Source organism: Streptomyces sp. NPDC048461, from assembly GCF_055587105.1.
The window spans coordinates 70,194-90,765 of the sequence record NZ_JBVJGW010000003.1 but is presented as its reverse complement, the minus strand read 5'-3'; the positions used below and the strand labels follow the sequence as shown (position 1 = coordinate 90,765).

The following is a 20,572-nucleotide window of genomic DNA, read 5'->3' as shown; positions in this document are numbered from 1 at the left end:
GGCGGCCCTGGTCTGTGGGGCGTCGGTCAGCCGCGCCAGGTGTCGCTCAGCGCGACCTTGCCGGTCGCGGGGACGGTGGCGGTGCGGTTGGCCCCGCTCTCCCAGGTGACGTTCCCTGCGGCGTCCTTGCGGACGTACTTGTACGCGAGGACCGTCCCGGGCGGGAGCGGGACGTCGAGCTTCCAGACGGGGTAGGCCGCCGGGTCGAGGCGCAGGGCGCTGCCGGTGTTCCAGTTGCCGAGTTCGGCGCGGTCGCCGGTGACGTACACGTTCTGGCCGGGCACGGTCGTGGCGTTGACGGCGAAGGAGGCGCCGGTTGCGGTGGCGGGCGGCGGGGTGGTGCCGCCGGAGCAGGTGCGGGCGTTCACGTGCAGGGCGACGGCGGTGCCGGCGCCGAGGGTGGCGGTGAACTGGCCGGAGCCGCCCACGGTGACGGTGCGGCCGCTCTGCACGTCGCAGTAGTCGCCGGCCGGCAGGGAGGTCTGGAAGGTGCGGGTCAGGGCCGAGCCCTCGTGGTTGATCGCCACGTACGCCTTGGAGCCGCGGCCGAAGGCGATCTGGTCGCCGCCGTTGTCCCACCAGTGGGTGACGGCCTGCCCGCGGGCCGCGTTGCGGAAGGCGACCATGGAGGAGATCTCCCGCCAGGCGTGCTGGCACTTCCAGCCGTCCGCGTAACAGGCGTTCACCGCACCGCCGTTGGGGGGTCCGGCGTCCTTGTCGGTCCACTCGTAGCCGGAGTGCACGTCCGGGGAGCCGTAGGGCCAGGCCAGCATGAAGACGTTGGCGAGGGTGTAGGCGGAGCCGTCCTTGTAGCTGAGGGTGTCGCCGCCGCGTTCGGTGTCGTGGTTGTCGACGAAGACGCCGGACTTCCCGCCGGGCATGTACCCCCAGGCCTCGCCGAAGTTCTTCAGGTGGGCCAGGCTCTCGGACCGGAAGACCCGCTTCAGGTCACGGGCGTAGCGGAACTCCTGCACGTCGCCGCTGCCGAGGTACTCGGCCGGTCCGACGGCCTCGCCCGCCCCGAAGATGGCCTCCTGCTTCCAGTAGGCCCCCGGGTCGGTCAGCCGGGACTTGATGTCGGCGAGGTCGGCGGCGGGCATGTGCTTGGCGGCGTCGATGCGGAAGCCGTCGACCCCGAGGGAGAGCAGGTCGTTCAGGTAGCCGGCGATGCGGCCCCGCACGTACGCCTCGCCGGTGTCGAGGTCGGCCAGCTGGACCAGCTCGCAGTTCTGCACGTTGCCGCGGTCCTGGTAGTTCGAGATCGTCGCGCGGCAGTCGTCCATGTCGGCGCCGGAGTAGATGCCGGGGTAGCCGTACTTCGTGTACGAACTCCCGCCGGTCCCGGTGCCGTCGGAGGCTGCCATGTGGTTGATGACGGAGTCCGCGACGACCTTGACGCCCGCCGCGTGGCAGGTGTCGACCATCCGCTTGAAGGCGGTGCGGTCGCCGAGCCGGCCGGCGATCTTGTAGCTGACGGGCTGGTACGAGGTCCACCACTGGGGGCCCTGGATGTGCTCCTGGGGAGGCGAGACCTGGACGAAGCCGTAACCGGCGGGACCGAGGCTGTCGGTGCAGGCCGCGGCCACCGAGTCGAACTTCCACTCGAAGAGGACGGCGGTGACGTCGCGCTCCCCGGGGGCGGCCGCCGTGGCGGGGGCGGCGGGTGCGACGAGGGTGGCGGCCGCGACGGCCAGGACCGCGAGGGCGGCTCTGCGGTGGGGGGCTTGCGTACGGCGTCGGACGCGAGTGCGGGGCATGCGGGTGCCTCCTGGCGAAAGAGGTGGGGATGGCAGCGACCGTAGGGCGCACGCCCACCTGCTGCAAGACTTTGCGCAAGAGATTGCAGAATTGTTTCCGGCGGTTACACCGGCGCGGCCCGCACCCCCGGCCGCGCCCTCGGCCGCACCCCCGGCCGCGCGGCCGCCCGGCGTTCACGGGCCGCGTCGCCGCCGGGCGTTGTCAGTGGCGCCTGCGACCCTGCCGGAATGGAGAACGACGTGGAGATGACCCTGCAACTGACCGTCGACTGCGCGGACCCGCGGCGGATGGTGGCCTTCTGGGCCGAAGCCCTGCGCTACGTCCCCGAACCCCCGCCCGGAGGACACCCCACCTGGCGCGCCTACTGGCAGGAGCTGGGGGTGCCCCCGGAGGAACTGCCCGACGGCGCCGGGGAGACGCCGGAATCCATCGTCGACCCGGACGGCCGCAGCCCGCGGATCTGGTTCCAGCAGGTCCCCGAGCCGAAGAACGGGAAGAACCGCCTCCACCTCGACCTGAAGGTCGGCGGCGGGCGCGACGTGCCCATCGGGGTGCGGACCGGACGGGTCACCGCCGAGGTGACCCGACTCACCGCGGCCGGCGCGACCGTAATGCGGATCATGGACGAGCCGGACATGCCGTACTACGCCGTCGTGCTCCAGGACCCGGAGGGCAACGAGTTCTGCGTGGTCTGAGCCGGACCGCCCGCCGAACCGGCCACCGGGTCACCCGCCGAACCACCCACCGGACCGGCCACCGGGCCCGGGGCCTGGGCCGTCGAGCCGCGGACCACCAGCTCCGGCTGGAACACGTACTCCGTGCGCTCGACGGGAGTCCCGCCCACCGCCTCCAGCAGCGCCCCCACGGCGGCCGTCGCCATCGCGCGCACCGGCTGGCGCACCGTCGTCAGCGGCGGGTCCGTGAACGCGATCAGCGGCGAGTCGTCGAAGCCGACCACCGACACGTCCTCCGGCACCCGCAGCCCCCGCTCGCGCGCCGCCCGCACGACGCCCAGGGCCATCATGTCGCTCGCGCACACCACACCCGTACAGCCCCGGTCCAGCAGGGCGTTGCCCGCGGCGTGACCCCCCTCGACCGTGAACAGCGTGCGCTGGACCAGGCCCTCCGCGTCCGCGTCCGGCAGCGCCGCGAGGAACCCCTGCTCCTTGCGCGCAGACGGCACGTACCGGGTCGGCCCGATCGCCAGCCCGATCCGGCGGTGCCCGAGGTCCTCCAGGTGCCGCACCGCCATGTCGGCCGCCGCCCGGTCGTCCGGCGACACGAACGGCGCGCTGATCCGCTCGTTGAAGCCGTTGACCAGGACGAACGGCACCCCCCGCGCCGCCAGGCGCCGGTAGCGCTCCGGGTCGGCCGCCGAGTCCGCGTGGAGCCCCGACAGGAACACGATGCCCGTGACACCGCGCTCCTCCAGCTGCTCCACCAGCTCGTCCTCGGTGGCCCCGCCCGGGGTCTGCGTGCACAGCACCGGCGTGTACCCGTGCCCGGCCAGCGCCTGCTCGATGACCTGGGCGAACGCCGGGAAGATCGGATTGGTCAGCTCCGGGATGAGCAGCCCGACCAGCCCGTTGCTCCGGCGCTTGAGCCGGACCGGACGTTCGTACCCGAGCAGGTCGAGCGCGGCCAGCACCTTGTGCCGGGTGCCGGCCGCCACGCCCGACTTGCCGTTGAGCACGCGGCTCACCGTCGCCTCGCTGACCTCGGCCTGCGCGGCGATGTCGGTGAGCCGCAGCGGGGACGTCACCCCAGCCACCACACCGCGCTGTCGGCCGGGAGCACGTCCGGGTCGCCCTGCGCGGCGCTGGCGAGCAGCACCTCGCCCGGCGCGGGCAGGCGCACGGGCGCGCCCGTGGTGTTCACCGTGCACACGAACGCCCCGCGGCGGAACGCCAGGACGCCGGCCGGCGCCTCCAGCCACTCCACCGCGTCGCCCGCGCCCAGCTCGGCCCGCTCCCGGCGGATCCGCAGCGCCGTCCGGTACAGCTCCAGCGTGGACGCCGGGTCCCCGGTCTGCGCCTCCACGCTCAGACCCGCCCACTCCGCCGGCTGCGGCAGCCAGCTGCCGCCGTCACCGAAGCCGTACGGGGCCTGCGCGCCGGACCACGGGATCGGCACCCGGCAGCCGTCGCGGAGCCCGTCCTGCCCGTTCGCCTTGAAGAACGACGGGTCCTGACGCACCTCGTCCGGCAGGTCGACGACCTCGGGCAGCCCCAGCTCCTCGCCCTGGTAGACGTACGCCGAACCCGGCAGCGCCAGCATCAGCAGCGCGGCCGCACGCGCCCGCGCCAGCCCCTGCGCCCCGCCCCCGTACCGCGTCACGTGCCGCACCACGTCGTGGTTGGACAGCACCCACGTCGTCGGCGCACCCACCGGCCGCATCGCGTCGAGCGAGTCGTCGATGGCGCCGCGCAGCGCCTCCGCGTCCCAACCGGTGTTCAGGTAGTGGAAGTTGAAGGCCTGGTGGAGCTCGTCGGAGCGCAGGTACATGGCGGTGCGTTCGGCGCTGGGCGTCCACGCCTCGGCGACACCGATGCGGTCGCCGGCGTACTCGTCCAGGACGGTCCGCCAGGAACGGTAGATCTCGTGGACCCCGTCCTGGTCGAAGAAGGGCAGCACCTGGTTGCCGAGCAGCTTGAGCTGCTCGTCGCGGCCGAGGTCGGGCAGGCCGGGGGCCTTGACCAGGCCGTGCGCGACGTCGATCCGGAAGCCGTCGGTGCCGAGGTCGAGCCAGAACCGCAGGATGGAGCGGAACTCGTCCTGGACCGCGGGGTGTTCCCAGTTGAAGTCGGGCTGCTCGGGGGCGAAGAGGTGCAGGTACCACTCCCCGTCCGCGACCCGGGTCCAGGCCGGCCCGCCGAAGATGGACTCCCAGTCGTTGGGGGGCTCGCAGCCGTCCGCACCCCGCCCCGGGCGGAAGTGGAACCGCTCGCGCAGTGGGGTGCCGGGACCCTCGCGCAGCGCCTGCTTGAACCATTCGTGCTGGTCGGAGCAGTGGTTGGGGACGAGGTCGACGATGATGCGCAGGCCCAGGGCGTGCGCCTCGCGGATCACGGCGTCGGCGTCGTGCAGGGTGCCGAACATCGGGTCGATGGCCCGGTAGTCGGCGACGTCGTAGCCCGCGTCGGCCTGCGGGGAGGCGTAGAACGGGCTGAGCCACACGGCGTCGACGCCGAGGTCCCGGAGGTAGGGCAGGCGGCGGCGGATGCCTTCGAGGTCCCCCATGCCGTCCCCGTTGGAGTCGGCGAAGCTGCGCGGATAGACCTGGTAGATCACCGCTTCTCTCCACCATCCGGGCCGGGTGCCGGAGGGGGTGGGAAGTGCGTCGGCGAGGTGCTGGGTCATGTCGTCCTTGAAGAGATCGGGCCGGTGATGCGGGGGCAGGCGGGTGGTCAGCCCTTGGTGGCGCCTGCCGTCATCCCGGCGACGAGGTGACGCTGGGCGAAGACGAAGAAGATCGCCGCGGGGATCGCGATGAGGACCGATGCGGCGCTCATGGCTCCCCAGTTGGAGGTGTACTGGGTGACGAAGGTCTGCAGGCCGCCGGCCAGGGTGAGGTTCTCCTCGCCGACCATGAAGGCGGAGGCGTACGCGACCTCGCCCCAGGCGGTGATGAAGGCGTAGAAGCCGGTGACGGCGAGGCCCGGCTTGGCCAGCGGCAGGATCAGCCGCCAGAAGGTGCCGAAGGGGTTGAGGCCGTCGACGCGGCCGGACTCGTCGATCTCGATCGGGATCGTGTCGAAGAAGCCCTTCATCATCCAGGCGCAGAACGGCACGGCGATGGTGAGATAGGTGATGATCAGGCCGACGGGCTGGTTGAGCAGCCCGAGGTCGCCCATCAGGTTGTAGAGCGGGACGATCAGGATGGCCATCGGGAACATCTGCGTGATGAGCAGGGTCCACATCAGCGGCTTCATTCCGGGGAACTTGAAGCGGCTGACCGCGTAGCCGGTCGTGGCGGCGATGAACACGCCGAGGACCGTGGTGACGCCGGCGACCAGGACGGAGTTCGCGAACCAGCTGAGGAAGTGGCTCGACTCCAGCAGGTACGTGTAGTTGCCGAGCGTCGGTTCCTTGACGAAGTCCGTGGTGATCGCGTGCTGCGCCGGCTTGAGCGAGGTCAGCAGGATCCACAGGACCGGGAAGACGGCGACGACGGACGCGACGAGCAGCGTCGCGTGCAGGCCGACGGAGGCGAGCGGGGCGCGGCGGCCCCGAGTGCGGGTGGTCATGGTCACCACACCTCTCCCTGCTTGCGCAGCGAGCGCCGGTAGACCAGCGCGAAGATCATGAGCAGGGCCAGGATCAGCACGCCCCACGTCGCGGAGGCGGCGAAGTCGCGCGGGCTGGTGATGAAGGCCTCGCGGAAGGCCTGGGTGACCAGGATCTCGGTGGAGTCGCCGGGTCCGCCCCGGGTGAGCAGGAAGATCACCGGGAACATGTTGAAGGTCCAGATGGTGGAGAGCAGGATCACGGTCATGCTCACGGCGCGCAGTCCGGGCAGCGTGATGTGCCGGAACCGCTGCCAGGCGCTGGCGCCGTCCATCTCGGCGGCCTCGTAGAGCTCGCCGGGGATGGACTGCAGCCCGCCGAGCAGGGCGACCATCATGAAGGGGACGCCGAGCCAGACGTTGACGGTGATGACCGCGAACTTGGCCCAGGTCGGGTCGTCGAGCCACGGGACGGCGGAGATGCCCCCGCCGTCGAGGATCTTGTTGAGGATGCCGTTGTCGCGGTTGAAGAGGAACCGCCAGGCGAACACGGAGACGAAGCCGGGCACCGCCCAGGGCAGGATGAGCGCCATCCGGTAGGCGGCGCGTCCCCTGAAGTCCCGGTTGAGCATGTTGGCCAGGGCCAGGCCGAGCGTGAAGGTGATGGACACGCAGGCGACGGTCCACACCACCGTCCACACCAGCCGCTGCAGGAACACCGGGTCGCTGAGCACGGCCGCGTAGTTGTCGAGTCCGACGAACTCGTACGTCGCCTCGATGTGGCGGACGCCGATCGTGCGGGAGACGTTGCGCTCGTTGGCGTCGGTCAGCGACAGGTAGACGCCGCGGACCAGCGGCCAGCCGATGATCACGCCGAGCACGAGCACCACCGGGGTGACCATCGCCCAGGCGTACCAGTGGGTGGCGAGGGCGCGCCGCAGCCCGCCCTTGCCGCCGGTCCTGTTCGGGCTGTCAGTCCTGCGGCTCAGGCCGCGGGCGGCGTCGTTGTCCTCGACGTCGTCGCCCGCGGCCGTCGCCACCGACTGGCTGGTGTGAGCAGCCATATCAGCCGGCCTGCCTTCGCGTCAGCTGCGAGTTGAACACATCGCGTCCCTGTCTCATCGTGAATACATCTGAAGTGGTCGATTTCGACCCGTTCCGAATCTTTTGAAGAATGGGACATTCCGACGGCATAAGGTCGCCCACGTGAAGCTCCGTTACAACTTCCGGGTATATCCGAACCGCCTGCAGCGCAATGCGCTGGCCCAGGCTTTCGGCTGCGCCCGGGTCGTATGGAACGACTGCCTTCGCGCCCGCAACACCGCGCACGAGGCCGGACTTCCCTACGTGAAGTCGGCGGACCTCTCCAAGCAGTACATCACCCGGGCGAAACGCACCCCGGAACGATCCTGGCTCGCCGATGTTTCCGCGGTGGCGCTCCAACAGTCCTTGCGGGACCTGGACACCGCGTTCGCGAACTTCTTCGCGTCGGCCAGGAGCACATCGAAAGGCCGGAAGGTGTCTCCGCCCCGGTACAAGTCCGGAAAGGATTCCCGGCAGTCGATCCGACTGACCCGCAACGCCTTCTCGCTCACCGACGACAGCCGGCTCTACGTGGCCAAGGTCGGAGACCTGAAGGTGAGGTGGTCCAGATCGCTGCCCGCGGCACCCACGTCCCTCACCGTGATCAGAGATTCCGCCGGGCGGTACTTCGCCAGTTTCGTGGTGGACACCGAACCTGAACTCCTCCCTGTGGCGGGCACCGAAGTCGGCCTCGATCTCGGGCTGACCTCCTTCGCCGTGCTCTCCGACGGCACCAGGGTTTCCTCTCCGCAGTTCCTTCGCCGCGCGGAGAAGAAACTGCGGCGTTCGCAGCGAAGTCTTTCGCGAAAGACCAAGGGGTCGAAGAACCACGCGAGAGCCCGCATCGGGCTCGCCCGGCAGCACGCCCGGGTCACCGACCGGCGCCGGGACTGGCACCACAAGGTCTCCACCCGCATCATCCGCGACAACCAAGCGGTGTATGTGGAGGACCTCGCGGTTTCCGCTCTCGCCCGGACGAGGCTGGCCAAGTCCGTCCACGACGCCGGCTGGGCCGCGTTCCTGTCCATGCTGGAGTACAAGGCCGCCAAGCACGGCAGGCACTTCGGAACGATCGGCCGCTTCGTGCCTACGTCCCAAGTGTGCTCGGCGTGCGGTCATCACGACGGACCCAAACCCCTTCATGTTCGCCACTGGACCTGCCCCCGGTGCGGGGCGGCCCACGACCGCGACGAGAACGCCGCGATCAACACCCTGGCCGCCGGGCGGGCGGACAGGCTAAACGCCTGCGGAGCGCCGGTAGGACCGGGAGTGATCCCGGCACAGCGCGGTGAAACAGGAAGCCACCGCGTCGGCCACCCGGCCGCACCCGGAATCCCCGGCCGCAGAGCGGCCGGGGGGTACGTCAATTCCAGCCCTTGAGGATCTTGCGGAACTCGGCGCCGGCCGTCTTGGCCGCTTCCTCCGGGGTCGAGGCCCCGGTGATCGCCTTGGTGTACTCGACCTTCAGCGGCTCGAAGAGGGAGCCGTTCTCCGGGATCCAGGCACGCTCGACGGCCTTGTCGACGGCCGGCTTGAAGAACTGGACCATCTCGCTGCCCTTGACGTCCGCCTGCTCGTAGGCGGCCGTGCGGGTGGGGAGCAGGCTCAGCTCCTTGGCGGACTGGACCTGGACCTCCTGGGAGGTCATGTAGTCCACGAAGGCGTGCGCGGCGGCGGTGTTCTTGGAGCCGGCGTAGACCGCGAGGTCGTGGCCGCCCTGCGGGGAGCCCGCCTTGACCGAGCCGGCCGGGACCGGGGCGACGCCGAGGTTGGCCTTGTCCTTGAACTGGTCGCCCGCGTAGGTGTCGGCGACGGCCCAGGGGCCGTTGATCATCATCGCGACCTCCCCGGACTTGAAGGCGGTCTGCATGTTGGTCCAGCCGTCGGTGGCGTTGGTGAGCGCCGCCCCGGAGGAGACCAGGTCGCGCGCGGTCTTGAACGCCTTGACGCCCGCCGCGTTGTCGACCGTGACCGTCTTGTTCTTGGCGTCGACCAGGTCGCCGCCCTCGCCGTAGATCAGCGGGAGGAACCAGTAGGAGTCGTCGCCGCGCAGGTAGAGGCCGGCCTTGCCGGTCTTGGCCTTGATGGCGGCGGCGGCGGTCTTGACCTCTTCCAGCGTGGTGGGGGGCTGGACGCCGGCGTCGGCGAGCATCTTCTTGTTGTAGAAGAGGCCGAGGGTGTCGATGACCTGCGGCACGGCGTAGGTCTTGCCCTCGTACTTGCCGCTGGCCGCGGCGGCCGGCAGGAACTCGGCGTCGACCTTCTTGACGGTCTCGGCCGGGACCTCGTCCAGGTACTGGAGGGAGGCGAAGTCGGCGACCCAGCCGACATCGGCGCGGATCACGTCGGGGGCGTCGGAGCCGCTGCTGAAAGCGTTCTTGACCTTGTTCTGCGCGTCGCCGTACGGGACGTTGACGTACTTGACGGTGACCTTGGGGTGCTTCGCCGTGAACGCCTCGGCGATCTTCTGGAAGCTGGCCTTCTCGGCGTCGTTCGAGGTGTCCCACCACGTGACCGTGCCGGAGAGCTCCCCGCCCGCGTTGTCGCCGGAGGCGTTCTTGCCGTCCGATGCGTCCCCACCGCAAGCCGTCGCCGCGAGTGCCAAGGCCGCGACCAGCGCGGTGGCCGCTATGCCACGCCGCATATGAACTCCTTCGATGATCCCGGCCGCATCCTCGCGGTCCCGAGTTGCCAGGAACGTAACAAGCCCGCAAGAAGTCCGAAAGAGCTTGCGGAAATTTTCTGCAAGACGAGGTGATCGTTACATCCGTGTGTCCGTACGGTTGCCGCAGCTTGCTGTTAGTTCGAGTGACCTTCGACCTCCCGGGCCCGCAACCAGGGGGCACGTGTACGCGTTGACCCCGATATGACCCACGAGCTGACGGCCGTCCCGCTTGCAAGCGCTTCCAGCAACGCCGACGTGCGCGGCGGCTGGTGGCGCGATGCCGTCATCTACCAGGTGTACGTCCGGTCCTTCGCCGACAGCGGCGGCGACGGCGTCGGGGACCTGCGCGGGGTGCGTGAGCGCCTCCCGCACCTGGCCCGGCTCGGGGTCGACGCCGTGTGGCTCACCCCCTTCTACGTCTCCCCCCAGGCCGACGGCGGATACGACGTCGCCGACTACCGGGAGGTGGACCCGCTCTTCGGGGACCTCGCCGACGCCGACGACCTCGTCCGGGGCGCGCACGCGCTCGGCCTGCGGGTCATCGTGGACGTGGTGCCGAACCACACCTCCGAGGAGCACCCGTGGTTCCGGGCCGCCCTCGCCGGGGACCGGGCCGCCCGCGCCCGGTACCTCTTCCGCCCCGGGCGGGGGGCGGACGGCTCCGAGCCCCCGAACGACTGGGAGTCCGTGTTCGGCGGGCCCGCCTGGACCCGGGTCGCGGACGGGGAGTGGTACCTGCACCTTTTCGCCCCCGAGCAGCCGGACCTGGACTGGGCGCATCCGGAGGTCCCCGCCGAGTTCGCCTCCGTCCTGCGGTTCTGGCTCGACCTCGGCGTCGACGGCTTCCGCGTGGACGTGGCCCACGGCATGGTGAAGGCCCCCGGCCTGCCCGACATCGGCCGCGGCGCCCAGGCCACCCTGATCGGCACCGAGCCGCTCCCCTTCTTCGACCAGGACGGGGTCCACGAGATCCACCGCTCCTGGCGCCGGCTGCTGGACTCGTACGCGGGCGACCGCATCGGGGTCGCCGAGGCGTGGGCGCCGACCTCCGAGCGGCTCGCCCTGTACGTCCGGCCCGACGAGCTCCACCAGGCCTTCAACTTCCGTTTCCTGAACTGCCCGTGGGATACCGCCGCGATGCGCACCGTCATCGACGAGTCCCTGGCCGCCACCGCCTCGGTGGGCGCGCCGACGACGTGGGTGCTGTCCAATCACGACGTGGTGCGGCACGTGACGCGGTACGGGGGCGGGGCGCAGGGTCTGGCGCGGGCGCGTGCGGCCGCGCTGCTGATGCTGGCGCTGCCGGGTTCGGCGTACGTCTACCAGGGCGAGGAGCTGGGGCTGCCCGAGGTCGTCGACCTGCCGGACGCCGCCCGCCGGGACCCGGCCTTCCAGCGCGGCGCCGGGCAGGACGGGCTCCGCGACGGCTGCCGGGTGCCGATCCCGTGGTCCGGTACGCAGCCCCCGTACGGTTTCGGGCCGGCCGGGAGCTGGCTGCCGCAGCCCGCCGGGTGGGGCGCGCTCAGCGTCGCCGCCCAGACCGGCGACCCGCACTCCACGCTGGAGCTGTACCGCGCGGCCCTGGAGCTGCGCCGGGCCCTGCCGGGGCTGGGGGCGCCGGAGGGCGGGCGGTCCGGGCCCGGCGAGGAGTGGGACGGCCCGGCCACCGGGATGCGGTGGCAGTCCGCGCCCGAGGGGGTGCTGCTGTTCACGCGGCCCGGCTTCGTCTGCACCCTCAACAGCCGGCCCGTTCCGGTCGAGCTCCCGGCGCCCGGGCGGCCCGTGCTCTCCAGCTCTCCGGTGCGTACGGACGGCCGTACGGTCGTGCTGCCCCCGGACTCGTGCACCTGGTGGGCAATGTGACGTGCGACCGGTACAGTCCAATCCCGTGACCGCACGGCTAGCCGACATCGCAGCCCAGGCGGGGGTCAGCGAAGCCACAGTCAGCCGCGTGCTCAACGGCAAGCCCGGTGTGGCCGCAGGCACCCGCGAGTCCGTGCTGGCCGCGCTCGACGTCCTCGGCTACGAACGGCCCGTACGGCTGCGCCAGCGCAGCGCGGGGCTCGTCGGCCTGATAACTCCGGAGCTGGACAACCCCATCTTTCCGGCGCTCGCCCAGGTCATCGGGCAGGCGCTGACGCGGCAGGGGTACACGCCGGTGCTGGCCACGCAGACGCCCGGCGGGTCCACCGAGGACGAGCTGACCGAGATGCTGGTCGACCGGGGGGTCTCCGGGATCATCTTCGTGTCGGGACTGCACGCCGACACCACGGCCGACATGGGCCGCTACGACCAACTCCGCGGGCAGGGCGTTCCGTACGTCCTCATCAACGGGTTCTCCGACAAGGTGCGGGCCCCCTTCGTCTCGCCCGACGACCGGGCCGCGATGCAGCTGGCGGTGACGCACCTGGCCGCGCTCGGGCACACCCGGATCGGGCTGGCGGTGGGGCCGAAGCGGTTCGTGCCGGTGCTCCGCAAGATCGAGGGCTTCCGGCTCGGGATGAAGGAGCGCCTCGGGCTCGACGAGGCAGAGGTCGAGGAGCTGGTCCAGCACTCCCTCTACACGCTGGAGGGCGGTCAGGCCGCCGCGGCCGCGCTGATCTCCCGCGGCTGCACGGCGGTGGTGTGCGCGAGCGACATGATGGCGCTCGGCGCGATCCGGGCGGCCCGGCAGCAGGGGCTGCGGGTGCCGCAGGACGTCTCGGTGGTCGGTTTCGACGACTCCCCCCTCATAGCGTTCACCGATCCGCCGCTGACCACGATCCGGCAGCCCGTGCTGGCGATGGGGCAGGCGGCGGTGCGGACGCTGCTGGAGGAGATCGGCGGTACGCCGGCCCCGCACAGCGAATTCGTCTTCCTCCCGGAACTGGTGGTGCGCGGTTCCACGGCCTCCGGTCCGGGGCAGCACCGCAGGCCGTAGGGGCGTCGTAGTCCCCAGGGCGGACCGGCCGCACCGAAGACCGTCCCGAGGGATGATCGGAGGCGAGAGCGCATCTGGCAGACTCTTGGCCCATGGGTGAAGCGAGCGTGACGACACTGGAAACCCGGACGGATGTCCCGGCGCCCAGCGCTGCCGGGAGCGAGGCCCGTCCGGTCCCCGAGCGCACCCTGCTGGAGCGGCTGCGCAGCCCGCGCCGCCCCAGGATCTGGTTCGAGATCCTGCTCATCGCGATCAGCTACTGGACGTACTCGCTGATCCGCAACGCCGTGCCCGAGCAGAAGGCCGTGGCCCTCGCCAACGCCGACTGGATCTGGGACGTCGAGCGGGACCTCGGCATCGCCGTGGAGCAGACCGTCAACCATGCCGTGAACTCGGTGACGTGGCTGATCGTGGGCATGAACTACTACTACGCGACGCTGCACTTCGTGGTGACCATCGGCGTGCTGGTGTGGATCTACCGCTTCCACCCCGGGCGGTACGCGGCCACCCGCCTGGTCCTCTTCGCCACCACGGGCGTGGCCCTGGTCGGCTACTTCTTCTACCCGCTCGCGCCGCCCCGCCTGATGAACGGGCAGGACTTCATCGACACCGTGCTGGTCCACCACACCTGGGGCTCGATGGCCTCGGGGAACCTCAAGCACATGTCGAACCAGTACGCAGCGATGCCGTCCATGCACATAGGGTGGTCGCTCTGGTGCGGGCTGACGATCTTCGCGGTCGCCTCCGCCCCCTGGGCCCGGATCCTGGGCCTGCTCTACCCGACGGCGACGCTCGTGGTGATCGTGGCCACCGCCAACCACTTCTGGCTCGACGCCGTGGGCGGCATGATCTGCCTCGCCTTCGGCTACGCCGTCTCGCGGTCCTGGTACGGCGCGATGCCGCACCGGCTGCCCCGCCACCCCGAGCACACCGACCGGCACCCGGCGGCGGCGGCGCTGCTGAACCGCTTCCGCGCCCGCGCCTGAGCAGGGCCTCCGGACCACGCGTGCGCCCGCCCCCGGGAGGAATCCGGGGGGCGGGCGCGCGTGTCAGGAGGACCGCTCCGTGAGGATCGCCGGGTCGGACTGGCCGGCCGCGCCGGTTTCGACCTTGCCGGCGAAGCGGCGGCCGAAGTCCGCGACCTCGGATGCGGTGACCGTCACGTCGTACCAGCGCTTCGTGTTCTTCAGGGAGACGCTGTGGGTGACGGTGGCGCCCTTGGCGACGGTGAGGCGCTTGGGCCCGCCGCCGTAGGCGTTGGTGATCGTGAGCGTCACCGCCGACACCCCGGCGTTACCGAGGGTGAGGTCGAGGTTGCCGGTCGTGGCGTTGTGGCGTGCGGTCACCTCGGGGCCGGGGGTGGTGCCGGGGTTGCGGAAGCCGCGCAGGAAGCCGTTGGGGCCGTGGACGGTCAGGTCGGTGACACCGGCCGAGTAGCGCGTGTTCCAGGTGTCCGAGATCGACTTGCCGGCCTCGGTGGTGTAGGTCCAGGGGGCATCCGTACGGTTGCCCGAGGTGACGTAGAACTGCGCGCCCAGGTCCGGTCCGCCGCTGAAGGTCAGCCGGAACGTTCCCGCGGCGGTGAGTGCCGCGCCGTCCACGTACGGGGCGTAGCCCAGCGGGCGGGTACGGCACACGCCCTTCTCCTGGCGCGGCATGCTCGCCACGGCCGGCGGGGTGGCCCGGAAGTCGGGGTGGCGCTCCCGGTCCTGCGGCTGCCAGGCGCCGGTGTCGGGCAGTGACACGGTGGCGGTGTCCTTGCGCGCGAAGTCGAAGGCCGAGGTCAGGTCACCGCAGACGGCGCGGCGCCAGGGCGAGATGTTGGGCTCGTGCACACCGAAGCGCTGCTCCATGAAGCGGACGACGGAGGTGTGGTCGAAGGTCTCGGAGCAGGAGTAGCCGCCGGTGCTCCACGGCGAGACGACGAGCATGGGAACGCGCGGGCCCAGCCCGTAGGGTCCGGCGACGTAGCCGGCCTTGCCGGGGAAGACGTCGAGCGCGGTCGGCACGGTCGACAGGCCCTGGCCGGCGTCGGCCGGGGCGTACGGCGGGACCACGTGGTCGAAGAAGCCGTCGTTCTCGTCGTAGGTGATGAACAGCGCGGTGCGGGCCCAGACGTCCGGGTTGGAGGTCAGCGCGTCCAGCACCTGCGCGATGTACCACGCGCCGTAGTTCGAGGGCCAGTTCGAGTGCTCGCTGAAGGCCTCGGGGGCGGCGATCCAGGAGACCTGGGGCAGGGTGCCGGCGGCGACGTCCGCGCGCAGCCGGTCGAAGTAGCCCTCGCCGGCCTTGGCGTCGGTTCCGGTGCGGGCCTTGTCGTGGAGCGGGTCGCCGGGCTGGGCACTGCGGTAGTTGTTGAAGTAGAGGAGCGAGTTGTCTCCGTAGTTGCCGCGGTAGGCGTCGTCGATCCAGCCCCAGGATCCGGCCGCGTTCAGGCCGTCGCCGATGTCCTGGTAGACCTTCCAGGAGATCCCGGCCGCCTCCAGGCGCTCGGGGTAGGTGGTCCAGCCGTAGCCGGCCTCGGCGTTGTTGAGGACCGGGCCGCCGCCCTTGCCGTCGTTGCCGGTGTGGCCCGACCAGAGGTAGTACCGGTTGGGATCGGTCGAGCCGATGAACGAGCAGTGGTAGGCGTCGCAGACGGTGAACGCGTCGGCGAGGGCGTAGTGGAAGGGGATGTCCTCGCGCGTCAGGTGGGCCATGGTGGCCGGCGACTTGGCGGGCACCCAATTGTCGTACTTGCCCTTGTTGAAGGCGCTCTGGCCTCCGGCCCAGTCGTGGTTGAGGCCCTGGAGGAACTCCATGCCGAGGTCGTCGGACGGCGGGCGGAAGGGCAGCGTCTCCTTGCCTGCGTTGTCCGCCTGGTGCCAGACCGACTTGCCGCTGGGCAGGGTCACGGGGCGCGGGTCGCCGAAGCCGCGGACGCCGCGCAGCGCGCCGTAGTAGTGATCGAAGGAACGATTCTCCTGCATCAGGACCACGATGTGCTCGACATCGGCGATGGTTCCGGTCGTCCCCTGCGCGGGGATGGCGGCGGCGCGCGCGATGCTCTCGCCCAGCATGCTCAGGGCGGCGGCTCCGCCGGTGAGCTGGAGAAAACGGCGGCGGTTGAGTTCTGCCATGGCGAGAGGGACCTCTGCTTTGTTCGAGGGTGCTTGACCTTCCCCAAGAACAGCGGGTCCGGAGTACCGGAGAGGGAGCCGGGTGTGACGGCAGCGGGTACACCAGGCGAACGGCAGTCGGACTCCGGTGGAGAGGACACCGGCGCCCCGGACTCGCCGCGGCCGGCCGCCCGGTGCGGGAGGGCCGGGGCCGACGGTGGCCGCCGGCGCCGGGCCGGCCTGGCCCGGCGCGGACAGGCCTGGCGGAGAGGCCTGCCCCCCCGGTCACGAGCCGGAGGACCCCTGGTCGCGGTGGGTGGTGCGGCCTCCGGACATCGTGAGGCGTACCGGGGCCTCGGCCAGTTCGTCCGCCCCGGCGGTGACCGGGTCGAGGGCGAAGGCCGTCAGGTCGGCCCGGTAGCCGGGCGCGATCCGGCCCGCCACCTGCTGCTCCCCCGCCGCGAGCGCGGCGTGCGAGGTCAGTCCCTCCAGCGCCATGAGCCCGGTCAGGGCGGGGCCCGCGGAGGCCGCGCCGAGGGGGCTGCGGGCGGTCGCCAGGATCTGCCGGGCGTCGTAGTGGGCGATGGGCCAGTCCGAGCCGAGCGCGAGGACCGCGCCGGCGTCCCGCAGGTCGCGGCAGCGCCAGGCGTGCGAGGCCCGTTCCTTCCCCAGCCGCTTCGACCACTCGTCGGTGTGGTCGGCCCGGGTGTAGGCGGTGTGCGGCGGCTGCATGGAGGCGATCACGCCGAGTTCCGCGAACCGTGCCAGCTGGTCGTCGGGGACCGTCTCGATGTGCTCGATCCGGTGCCGCATCCGGGCCGGTGCGCCCAGGCCGGCCACGGTGTCCAGGACGTGCCGGACGGCGGCGTCGCCGATGGCGTGGGTCGCGGTGCGGACGCCGGCCGCGTCCAGGACCCGTACGGCGCGGGCGTAGGCGTCGGGGTCGGGCCAGAAGGCTTCGGTGCCCTGGCCGTGGCAGTCGGCGTGCTCCAGCCAGGCGGTGCCGCCCTCGACGGTGCCGTCCATGAAGAACTTCACGCCGCCGATCCGCCAGTGGCGGCCGCCGGTGCCCTGGAGGGCGATCAGTTCCGCCAGGCCGTCCTCGTCCGCGCCGGGCATGCACCAGGGGGCGAGGTTGAGGCGCAGCGGCAGGTCGCCCTCGTACTCGACGGTGGCGAGGAGGGCCGGTACGTCGCCGTCGCCGAGGTCCATGACGTGCGCGCCGGTGAGGCCGGTGGCGGCCATGGAGCCGAGCAGCTCGACGAGGCGGGTGCGGCGCTCGCCGTACGAGGGCTTGGGGACGAGGTTGCCGACGAGGTCCACCGCGGCGTGCTCGACGAGGTGGCCGGTGGGGCGGCCGTCGGCGTCGCAGACGATCTCGGAGCGCTGGGCGAAGGTGCGGGGGCCGGTGATGCCGGCGGCCGCCAGGGCGGCGCCGGAGACGAGGGCGGAGTGGCCGTCGTAGAGGCGCAGGAAGGCGGGTGCTCCGGCGAGGGCGTCCTCGATCAGCGCCCGGTCGACGGGGCGTCCGCCGAAGGCGTTGTGGTCGAGTCCGTGACCGGTGACCCAGCCGCCGGGGCCCCGGTCGGCGGCGCGCAGGGCGGCCCGCAGCTGGTCGGGGTCGCGGACGGCGGAGAGGTCGGTGCCGCCGGCCATCTCGATGCCCCAGACGGGGTGGCTGTGGGCGTCGGTGAGGCCGGGGGTGAGGGTGGCGCCGTGGAGGTCGAGCACCTCGGTGCCGGGGCCGAGCCAGTCGCGTACGTCGGCCTCGTCGCCGACGGCCGCGATCACGCCGTCGCGGACGGCTACCGCGCGGGCTTCGGGGCGGTCGGGGTCGAGGGTGCGGACACGGGCTCCGGTGAGGACGGTGTCGGCAGCGGGCACGGCGTTTCTCCTTGGACGGGGGCGGGGGCGGGTGCGGGGGCGGCGGCGGGTTCGGTTTCAGCTCCCGCTCCCGCTTCCGCTTCGGGTTCCGTTTCGGGTTCCGCGGCGAAGCGGTCGTACACCTCGGGGCGGCGGGACTCCAGCCGCCGGGCGAGGGCGAGGCCGGCGAGGAAGACGGCCGGGACCAGGGTGACGAGGACGGTGTTGACGGTGGTGGAGGCGGCGGTGAACAGGCCGACCTTGGAGACGACGAGGAAGATCGCCGCGGCCAGCAGGACGGCGGCCGTGACGGGCGCGACGACCGTCCGCCAGGGGCCCTCGTCGTGGGGGGTCCGCCGGAAGTAGACGGGTACGGCGATGGCGGCGAGCAGCATCAGTGCCATGAGGGCGATCATGCCCGGGGTGTTCACCCAGAGCAGCAGTTGCTGGTACGGGTCGGCCCCGGCGAGGGCGAAGGCGAGGACGACGACCGCGCCGAGGACGGTCTGGACGAGGCCCGCGAGGTACGGGGAGCCGTGGCGGGGGTGCACGCGGCCGAGGGCGGCGGGCAGGACGCCCTCCTCGGAGAGGGCGAGCGCGTAGCGGTTGATGGCGTTGTGGAAGGCGAGGAGGGAGGCGATGACGCTGGTGACGATGAAGACGTGCATCAGGTCCGCCGCCCAGGGGCCGACGTAGGTGGTGATGGCGGCGAAGAAAAGGCCGCCGGGGTCCTCCGCGGCGGCGGCGACCACCTCCTCCGCGCCGAAGGCCTGGATGACGGTCCACACGATGAAGGCGTAGAAGAGGCCGAGGAAGGCCACGGCGATGTAGGTGGCGCGCGGGACCGTGCGGTCGGGGTCGCGGGCCTCGCGGCGGTAGATGACGGTCGACTCGAAGCCGGTGAAGGCGGCGAACGCGAAGGCCAGGACGGCGGCGGTGCCGGGCACGAGGACGGCGCCGGGGGCGAAGGAGCCGGCGGACAGGCCGTGGGCGCCGCCCTCGGCGAGCACTCCGGCGGCGAGGAGGACGAGTATCCCGGTCTCGGCGACGAGCAGCAGTCCGAGCAGCTTGGCGCCGAAGTCGATGGAGCGGTGGCCGCCGTACCAGACGAGCAGGAGGCCGGCGAGGGAGACCGGCAGCCACGGGACGTCGAGGCCCCACAGGGCGTGGGCGGTGTCGGCGGTGGTGGTGCCGAGGAGGCCGTAGACGCCGATCTCCATGCCGTTGTAGCCGACGAGGGCGAGCAGGGCGGCGCCGATGCCGACGCGCTTGCCGAGGCCGCGGGTGATGAAGGCGTAGAAGGCGCCGCCGCTGCGGACGTGACGGCTCATGGTGGTGAAGCCGACGGCGAAGACGGCGAGGGTGAGGCCGGCCAGGAGGTAACCGGCGGGGGCGCCGACGCCGCCGAGGAGGATCGCGACGGGGGCGACGCCGGCCATGACGGTGAGCGGGGCGGCGGCGGAGACGACGAAGAAGGAGATGTCGGCGGTGCCGAGGGCGCCCTTCCGGAGGGCTCCGGCCCCGGTCCCGGTCCCGGCTGCGGGTGCGGGTGCGGGGAGCGCGGCGGGTGCGGATGGCGCGGCGGGTGCGGATGGCTCTGGCGTTTCAGGCATGCGGAATGCACCCTTCTGCGAACGGCAGGCGACAGGGGGGCGAAAACCTAAAGGCTTTCGGTTTGCGGCAATGTAGCCTCCGGTTTCGGCGTACGGGAAGACCTGACGGTGGGAGAAATCGATGGCACGGCCGCGCACCCCCCTCCTCGACCGGGAGCGGATCGCCGCGACCGCCCTGCAACTGGTCGCGGAGCACGGGGAGTTCAGCGTCCCGCAGATCGCCCGGGCGCTCGGCGTACAGACCGCTTCGCTGTATCACCACGTGGACGGCCGGGCGGGCGTCGTGGAGCTGGTGCGCGAGCTGGTCAGCGAGGGGATCGCCGGCGAGGCCCTCGCCGGGGGCCCCTGGGACCGCGCGCTGGAGGAGTGGGCGCGTTCCTACCGGTCCGCGTTCGCCGCCTACCCCCGGGCGATCCCGCTGCTGATGACCACACCCGTACGGGCCCCCCGGGTGCTCGCGCACTACGAGCGCGCGGTGGAGCTGCTGCTGGCGGCCGGATTCCCCGTGGAACGGGTCATGCCGCTGCTCACGGGCCTGGAGAACCTGGTCCTGGGCTCGGCGCTCGACCTCGCCGCCCCCGAGACCATGTGGGAGCCGACCGCCCGGACCCCGCTGCTGGCCGAAGCCCTGGCCGCGGGCGGCCCCGGGCGCGCGGACGCCGCCTTCGACCTGGCCCTGACCGGCTTCCTCACGTACGCGCGCACCCTGCTGGGCGACGGCGACAGCGACGGCGACGGCGAGGCCGGTTCGGCTGCCGGCCGGGAAGGGGCCGCCTAGGTCCTGGGGGCCCAGGCGGGACCCGAGGGCTCCGGGCCGTCCAGGGCGTGGCGGACCTTCTCCTTGAGGGTCTTCGGCGGGGCCTGCGTCTCCTCCTGGGTGTGCACGAGGCGGGCAGCGGTCACACGGATGTGGCACTCGCGGTCGCGCTGCCGCAGCCAGACCAGCCGCGCCCCGTCGGGGGTGACGTAGACGCTGCGCGCCGGGGTGTCGCCCGGGCGGGCACGGCGGGCCAGGAGGGCCGGCAGGTAGTGCAGGGCGGCGTCCTCGGCCACGGCGAGGGCCTGCTCCTGCGAAGCGCCGACGGGATGCCTGGCCACCAGCTGCCACCGGTGCAGGTGCATCTTGACGCCGTCGGCGGCTCGCGTCTCACGGGTGTCCTCCTCGATGAGGACGTACCACTCAGCAGTCATGGCCGGAGCCTAGCCCCCCCCGGACGGGCGGTGCACCGGCCCCCGCCCCACACGGTGCGCGCCACGTGTCCGCGCCCAAGTCCGTTGTGGACGGGCCTCGTTGCCGCCGGAGCCATCGGGTAGGTTCCTGGAGACTGTTTCCGATGCTGACGGGG

At 71.9% G+C, this 20,572-nt stretch carries 16 protein-coding genes; 6 read left to right on the top strand and 10 right to left on the bottom strand.

Features of this window, described 5'->3' with window-relative positions:
• Positions 1–26: 26 nt before the first annotated feature.
• Positions 27–1,757, bottom strand: a complete 1,731-nt coding sequence (locus tag ACZ6S8_RS06005) for a carbohydrate-binding module family 20 domain-containing protein (protein ID WP_469452910.1) — start codon at positions 1,755–1,757, stop codon at positions 27–29.
• A 240-nt stretch (positions 1,758–1,997) separates the two neighbouring features.
• Between ACZ6S8_RS06005 and ACZ6S8_RS06000 the strand changes: the two genes are divergently transcribed.
• Entirely contained in the window at positions 1,998–2,453 is a 456-nt protein-coding gene (locus ACZ6S8_RS06000; protein WP_469453555.1) for a VOC family protein, read from the top strand.
• On the opposite strand, the gene ACZ6S8_RS05995 is transcribed toward ACZ6S8_RS06000, so the two are convergent.
• From ACZ6S8_RS05995 to ACZ6S8_RS05980, 4 genes are read right to left on the bottom strand one after another with little or no spacing between them, the layout of a single operon-like run.
• Positions 2,402–3,529 (bottom strand): LacI family DNA-binding transcriptional regulator, encoded by a 1,128-nt coding sequence (locus tag ACZ6S8_RS05995; RefSeq protein WP_469452909.1) that lies wholly within the window; start codon positions 3,527–3,529, stop codon positions 2,402–2,404. The two genes, ACZ6S8_RS06000 and ACZ6S8_RS05995, sit on opposite strands and share 52 nt — an antisense overlap.
• The gene (locus ACZ6S8_RS05990; protein ID WP_469452907.1) at positions 3,517–5,118 is read right to left on the bottom strand and encodes a glycoside hydrolase family 13 protein; all 1,602 of its coding nucleotides are present in this window, start codon (positions 5,116–5,118) and stop codon (positions 3,517–3,519) included. The genes ACZ6S8_RS05995 and ACZ6S8_RS05990 overlap by 13 nt, the downstream gene beginning before the upstream one ends.
• Positions 5,119–5,165: 47 nt before the next feature.
• Positions 5,166–6,005 carry a sugar ABC transporter permease gene (locus ACZ6S8_RS05985; RefSeq protein WP_267720775.1) on the bottom strand — a complete coding sequence of 280 codons (840 nt, stop codon included), beginning with the start codon at positions 6,003–6,005 and terminating at the stop codon, positions 5,166–5,168.
• 2 nt (positions 6,006–6,007) lie between these two features.
• Positions 6,008–7,048 (bottom strand): carbohydrate ABC transporter permease, encoded by a 1,041-nt coding sequence (locus tag ACZ6S8_RS05980; protein WP_469452905.1) that lies wholly within the window; start codon positions 7,046–7,048, stop codon positions 6,008–6,010.
• Between the two features lie 142 nt (positions 7,049–7,190).
• Between ACZ6S8_RS05980 and ACZ6S8_RS05975 the strand changes: the two genes are divergently transcribed.
• Positions 7,191–8,447: an RNA-guided endonuclease InsQ/TnpB family protein gene (locus ACZ6S8_RS05975; RefSeq protein ID WP_469453553.1), complete on the top strand. Its 1,257-nt coding sequence runs from the start codon at positions 7,191–7,193 to the stop codon at positions 8,445–8,447.
• On the opposite strand, the gene ACZ6S8_RS05970 is transcribed toward ACZ6S8_RS05975, so the two are convergent.
• Entirely contained in the window at positions 8,431–9,711 is a 1,281-nt protein-coding gene (locus tag ACZ6S8_RS05970) for an extracellular solute-binding protein (protein ID WP_469452903.1), read from the bottom strand. The genes ACZ6S8_RS05975 and ACZ6S8_RS05970 overlap by 17 nt on opposite strands.
• Before the next feature lie 222 nt (positions 9,712–9,933).
• Here ACZ6S8_RS05970 and ACZ6S8_RS05965 point away from each other — a divergent pair, with 222 nt between their 5' ends.
• The 3 genes from ACZ6S8_RS05965 to ACZ6S8_RS05955 all read left to right on the top strand — a co-directional run bounded on the left by ACZ6S8_RS05965 (position 9,934) and on the right by ACZ6S8_RS05955 (position 13,638).
• Positions 9,934–11,595 (top strand): glycoside hydrolase family 13 protein, encoded by a 1,662-nt coding sequence (locus ACZ6S8_RS05965; RefSeq protein WP_469452901.1) that lies wholly within the window; start codon positions 9,934–9,936, stop codon positions 11,593–11,595.
• Positions 11,596–11,620: 25 nt separating this feature from the next.
• Entirely contained in the window at positions 11,621–12,652 is a 1,032-nt protein-coding gene (locus ACZ6S8_RS05960) for a LacI family DNA-binding transcriptional regulator (RefSeq protein ID WP_386532328.1), read from the top strand.
• Between the two features lie 92 nt (positions 12,653–12,744).
• Positions 12,745–13,638, top strand: coding sequence for a phosphatase PAP2 family protein (locus ACZ6S8_RS05955; protein WP_469452899.1), 894 nt, complete (start codon positions 12,745–12,747; stop codon positions 13,636–13,638).
• A 63-nt stretch (positions 13,639–13,701) separates the two neighbouring features.
• Here ACZ6S8_RS05955 and ACZ6S8_RS05950 read toward each other — a convergent pair whose 3' ends face one another.
• From ACZ6S8_RS05950 to ACZ6S8_RS05940, 3 genes are all read right to left on the bottom strand, one after another.
• Positions 13,702–15,771, bottom strand: a complete 2,070-nt coding sequence (locus ACZ6S8_RS05950; protein WP_469452897.1) for a phosphocholine-specific phospholipase C — start codon at positions 15,769–15,771, stop codon at positions 13,702–13,704.
• Positions 15,772–16,035: 264 nt separating this feature from the next.
• Positions 16,036–17,634, bottom strand: coding sequence for an amidohydrolase (locus tag ACZ6S8_RS05945; protein WP_469452896.1), 1,599 nt, complete (start codon positions 17,632–17,634; stop codon positions 16,036–16,038).
• The gene (locus ACZ6S8_RS05940; RefSeq protein ID WP_469452894.1) at positions 17,556–19,226 is read right to left on the bottom strand and encodes an APC family permease; all 1,671 of its coding nucleotides are present in this window, start codon (positions 19,224–19,226) and stop codon (positions 17,556–17,558) included. The genes ACZ6S8_RS05945 and ACZ6S8_RS05940 overlap by 79 nt, the downstream gene beginning before the upstream one ends.
• Before the next feature lie 121 nt (positions 19,227–19,347).
• Between ACZ6S8_RS05940 and ACZ6S8_RS05935 the strand changes: the two genes are divergently transcribed.
• Positions 19,348–20,004: a TetR/AcrR family transcriptional regulator gene (locus tag ACZ6S8_RS05935; RefSeq protein WP_469452892.1), complete on the top strand. Its 657-nt coding sequence runs from the start codon at positions 19,348–19,350 to the stop codon at positions 20,002–20,004.
• Here ACZ6S8_RS05935 and ACZ6S8_RS05930 read toward each other — a convergent pair.
• Positions 20,001–20,417: a hypothetical protein gene (locus ACZ6S8_RS05930; protein ID WP_469452890.1), complete on the bottom strand. Its 417-nt coding sequence runs from the start codon at positions 20,415–20,417 to the stop codon at positions 20,001–20,003. The genes ACZ6S8_RS05935 and ACZ6S8_RS05930 overlap by 4 nt on opposite strands.
• Positions 20,418–20,572: the final 155 nt, after the last annotated feature.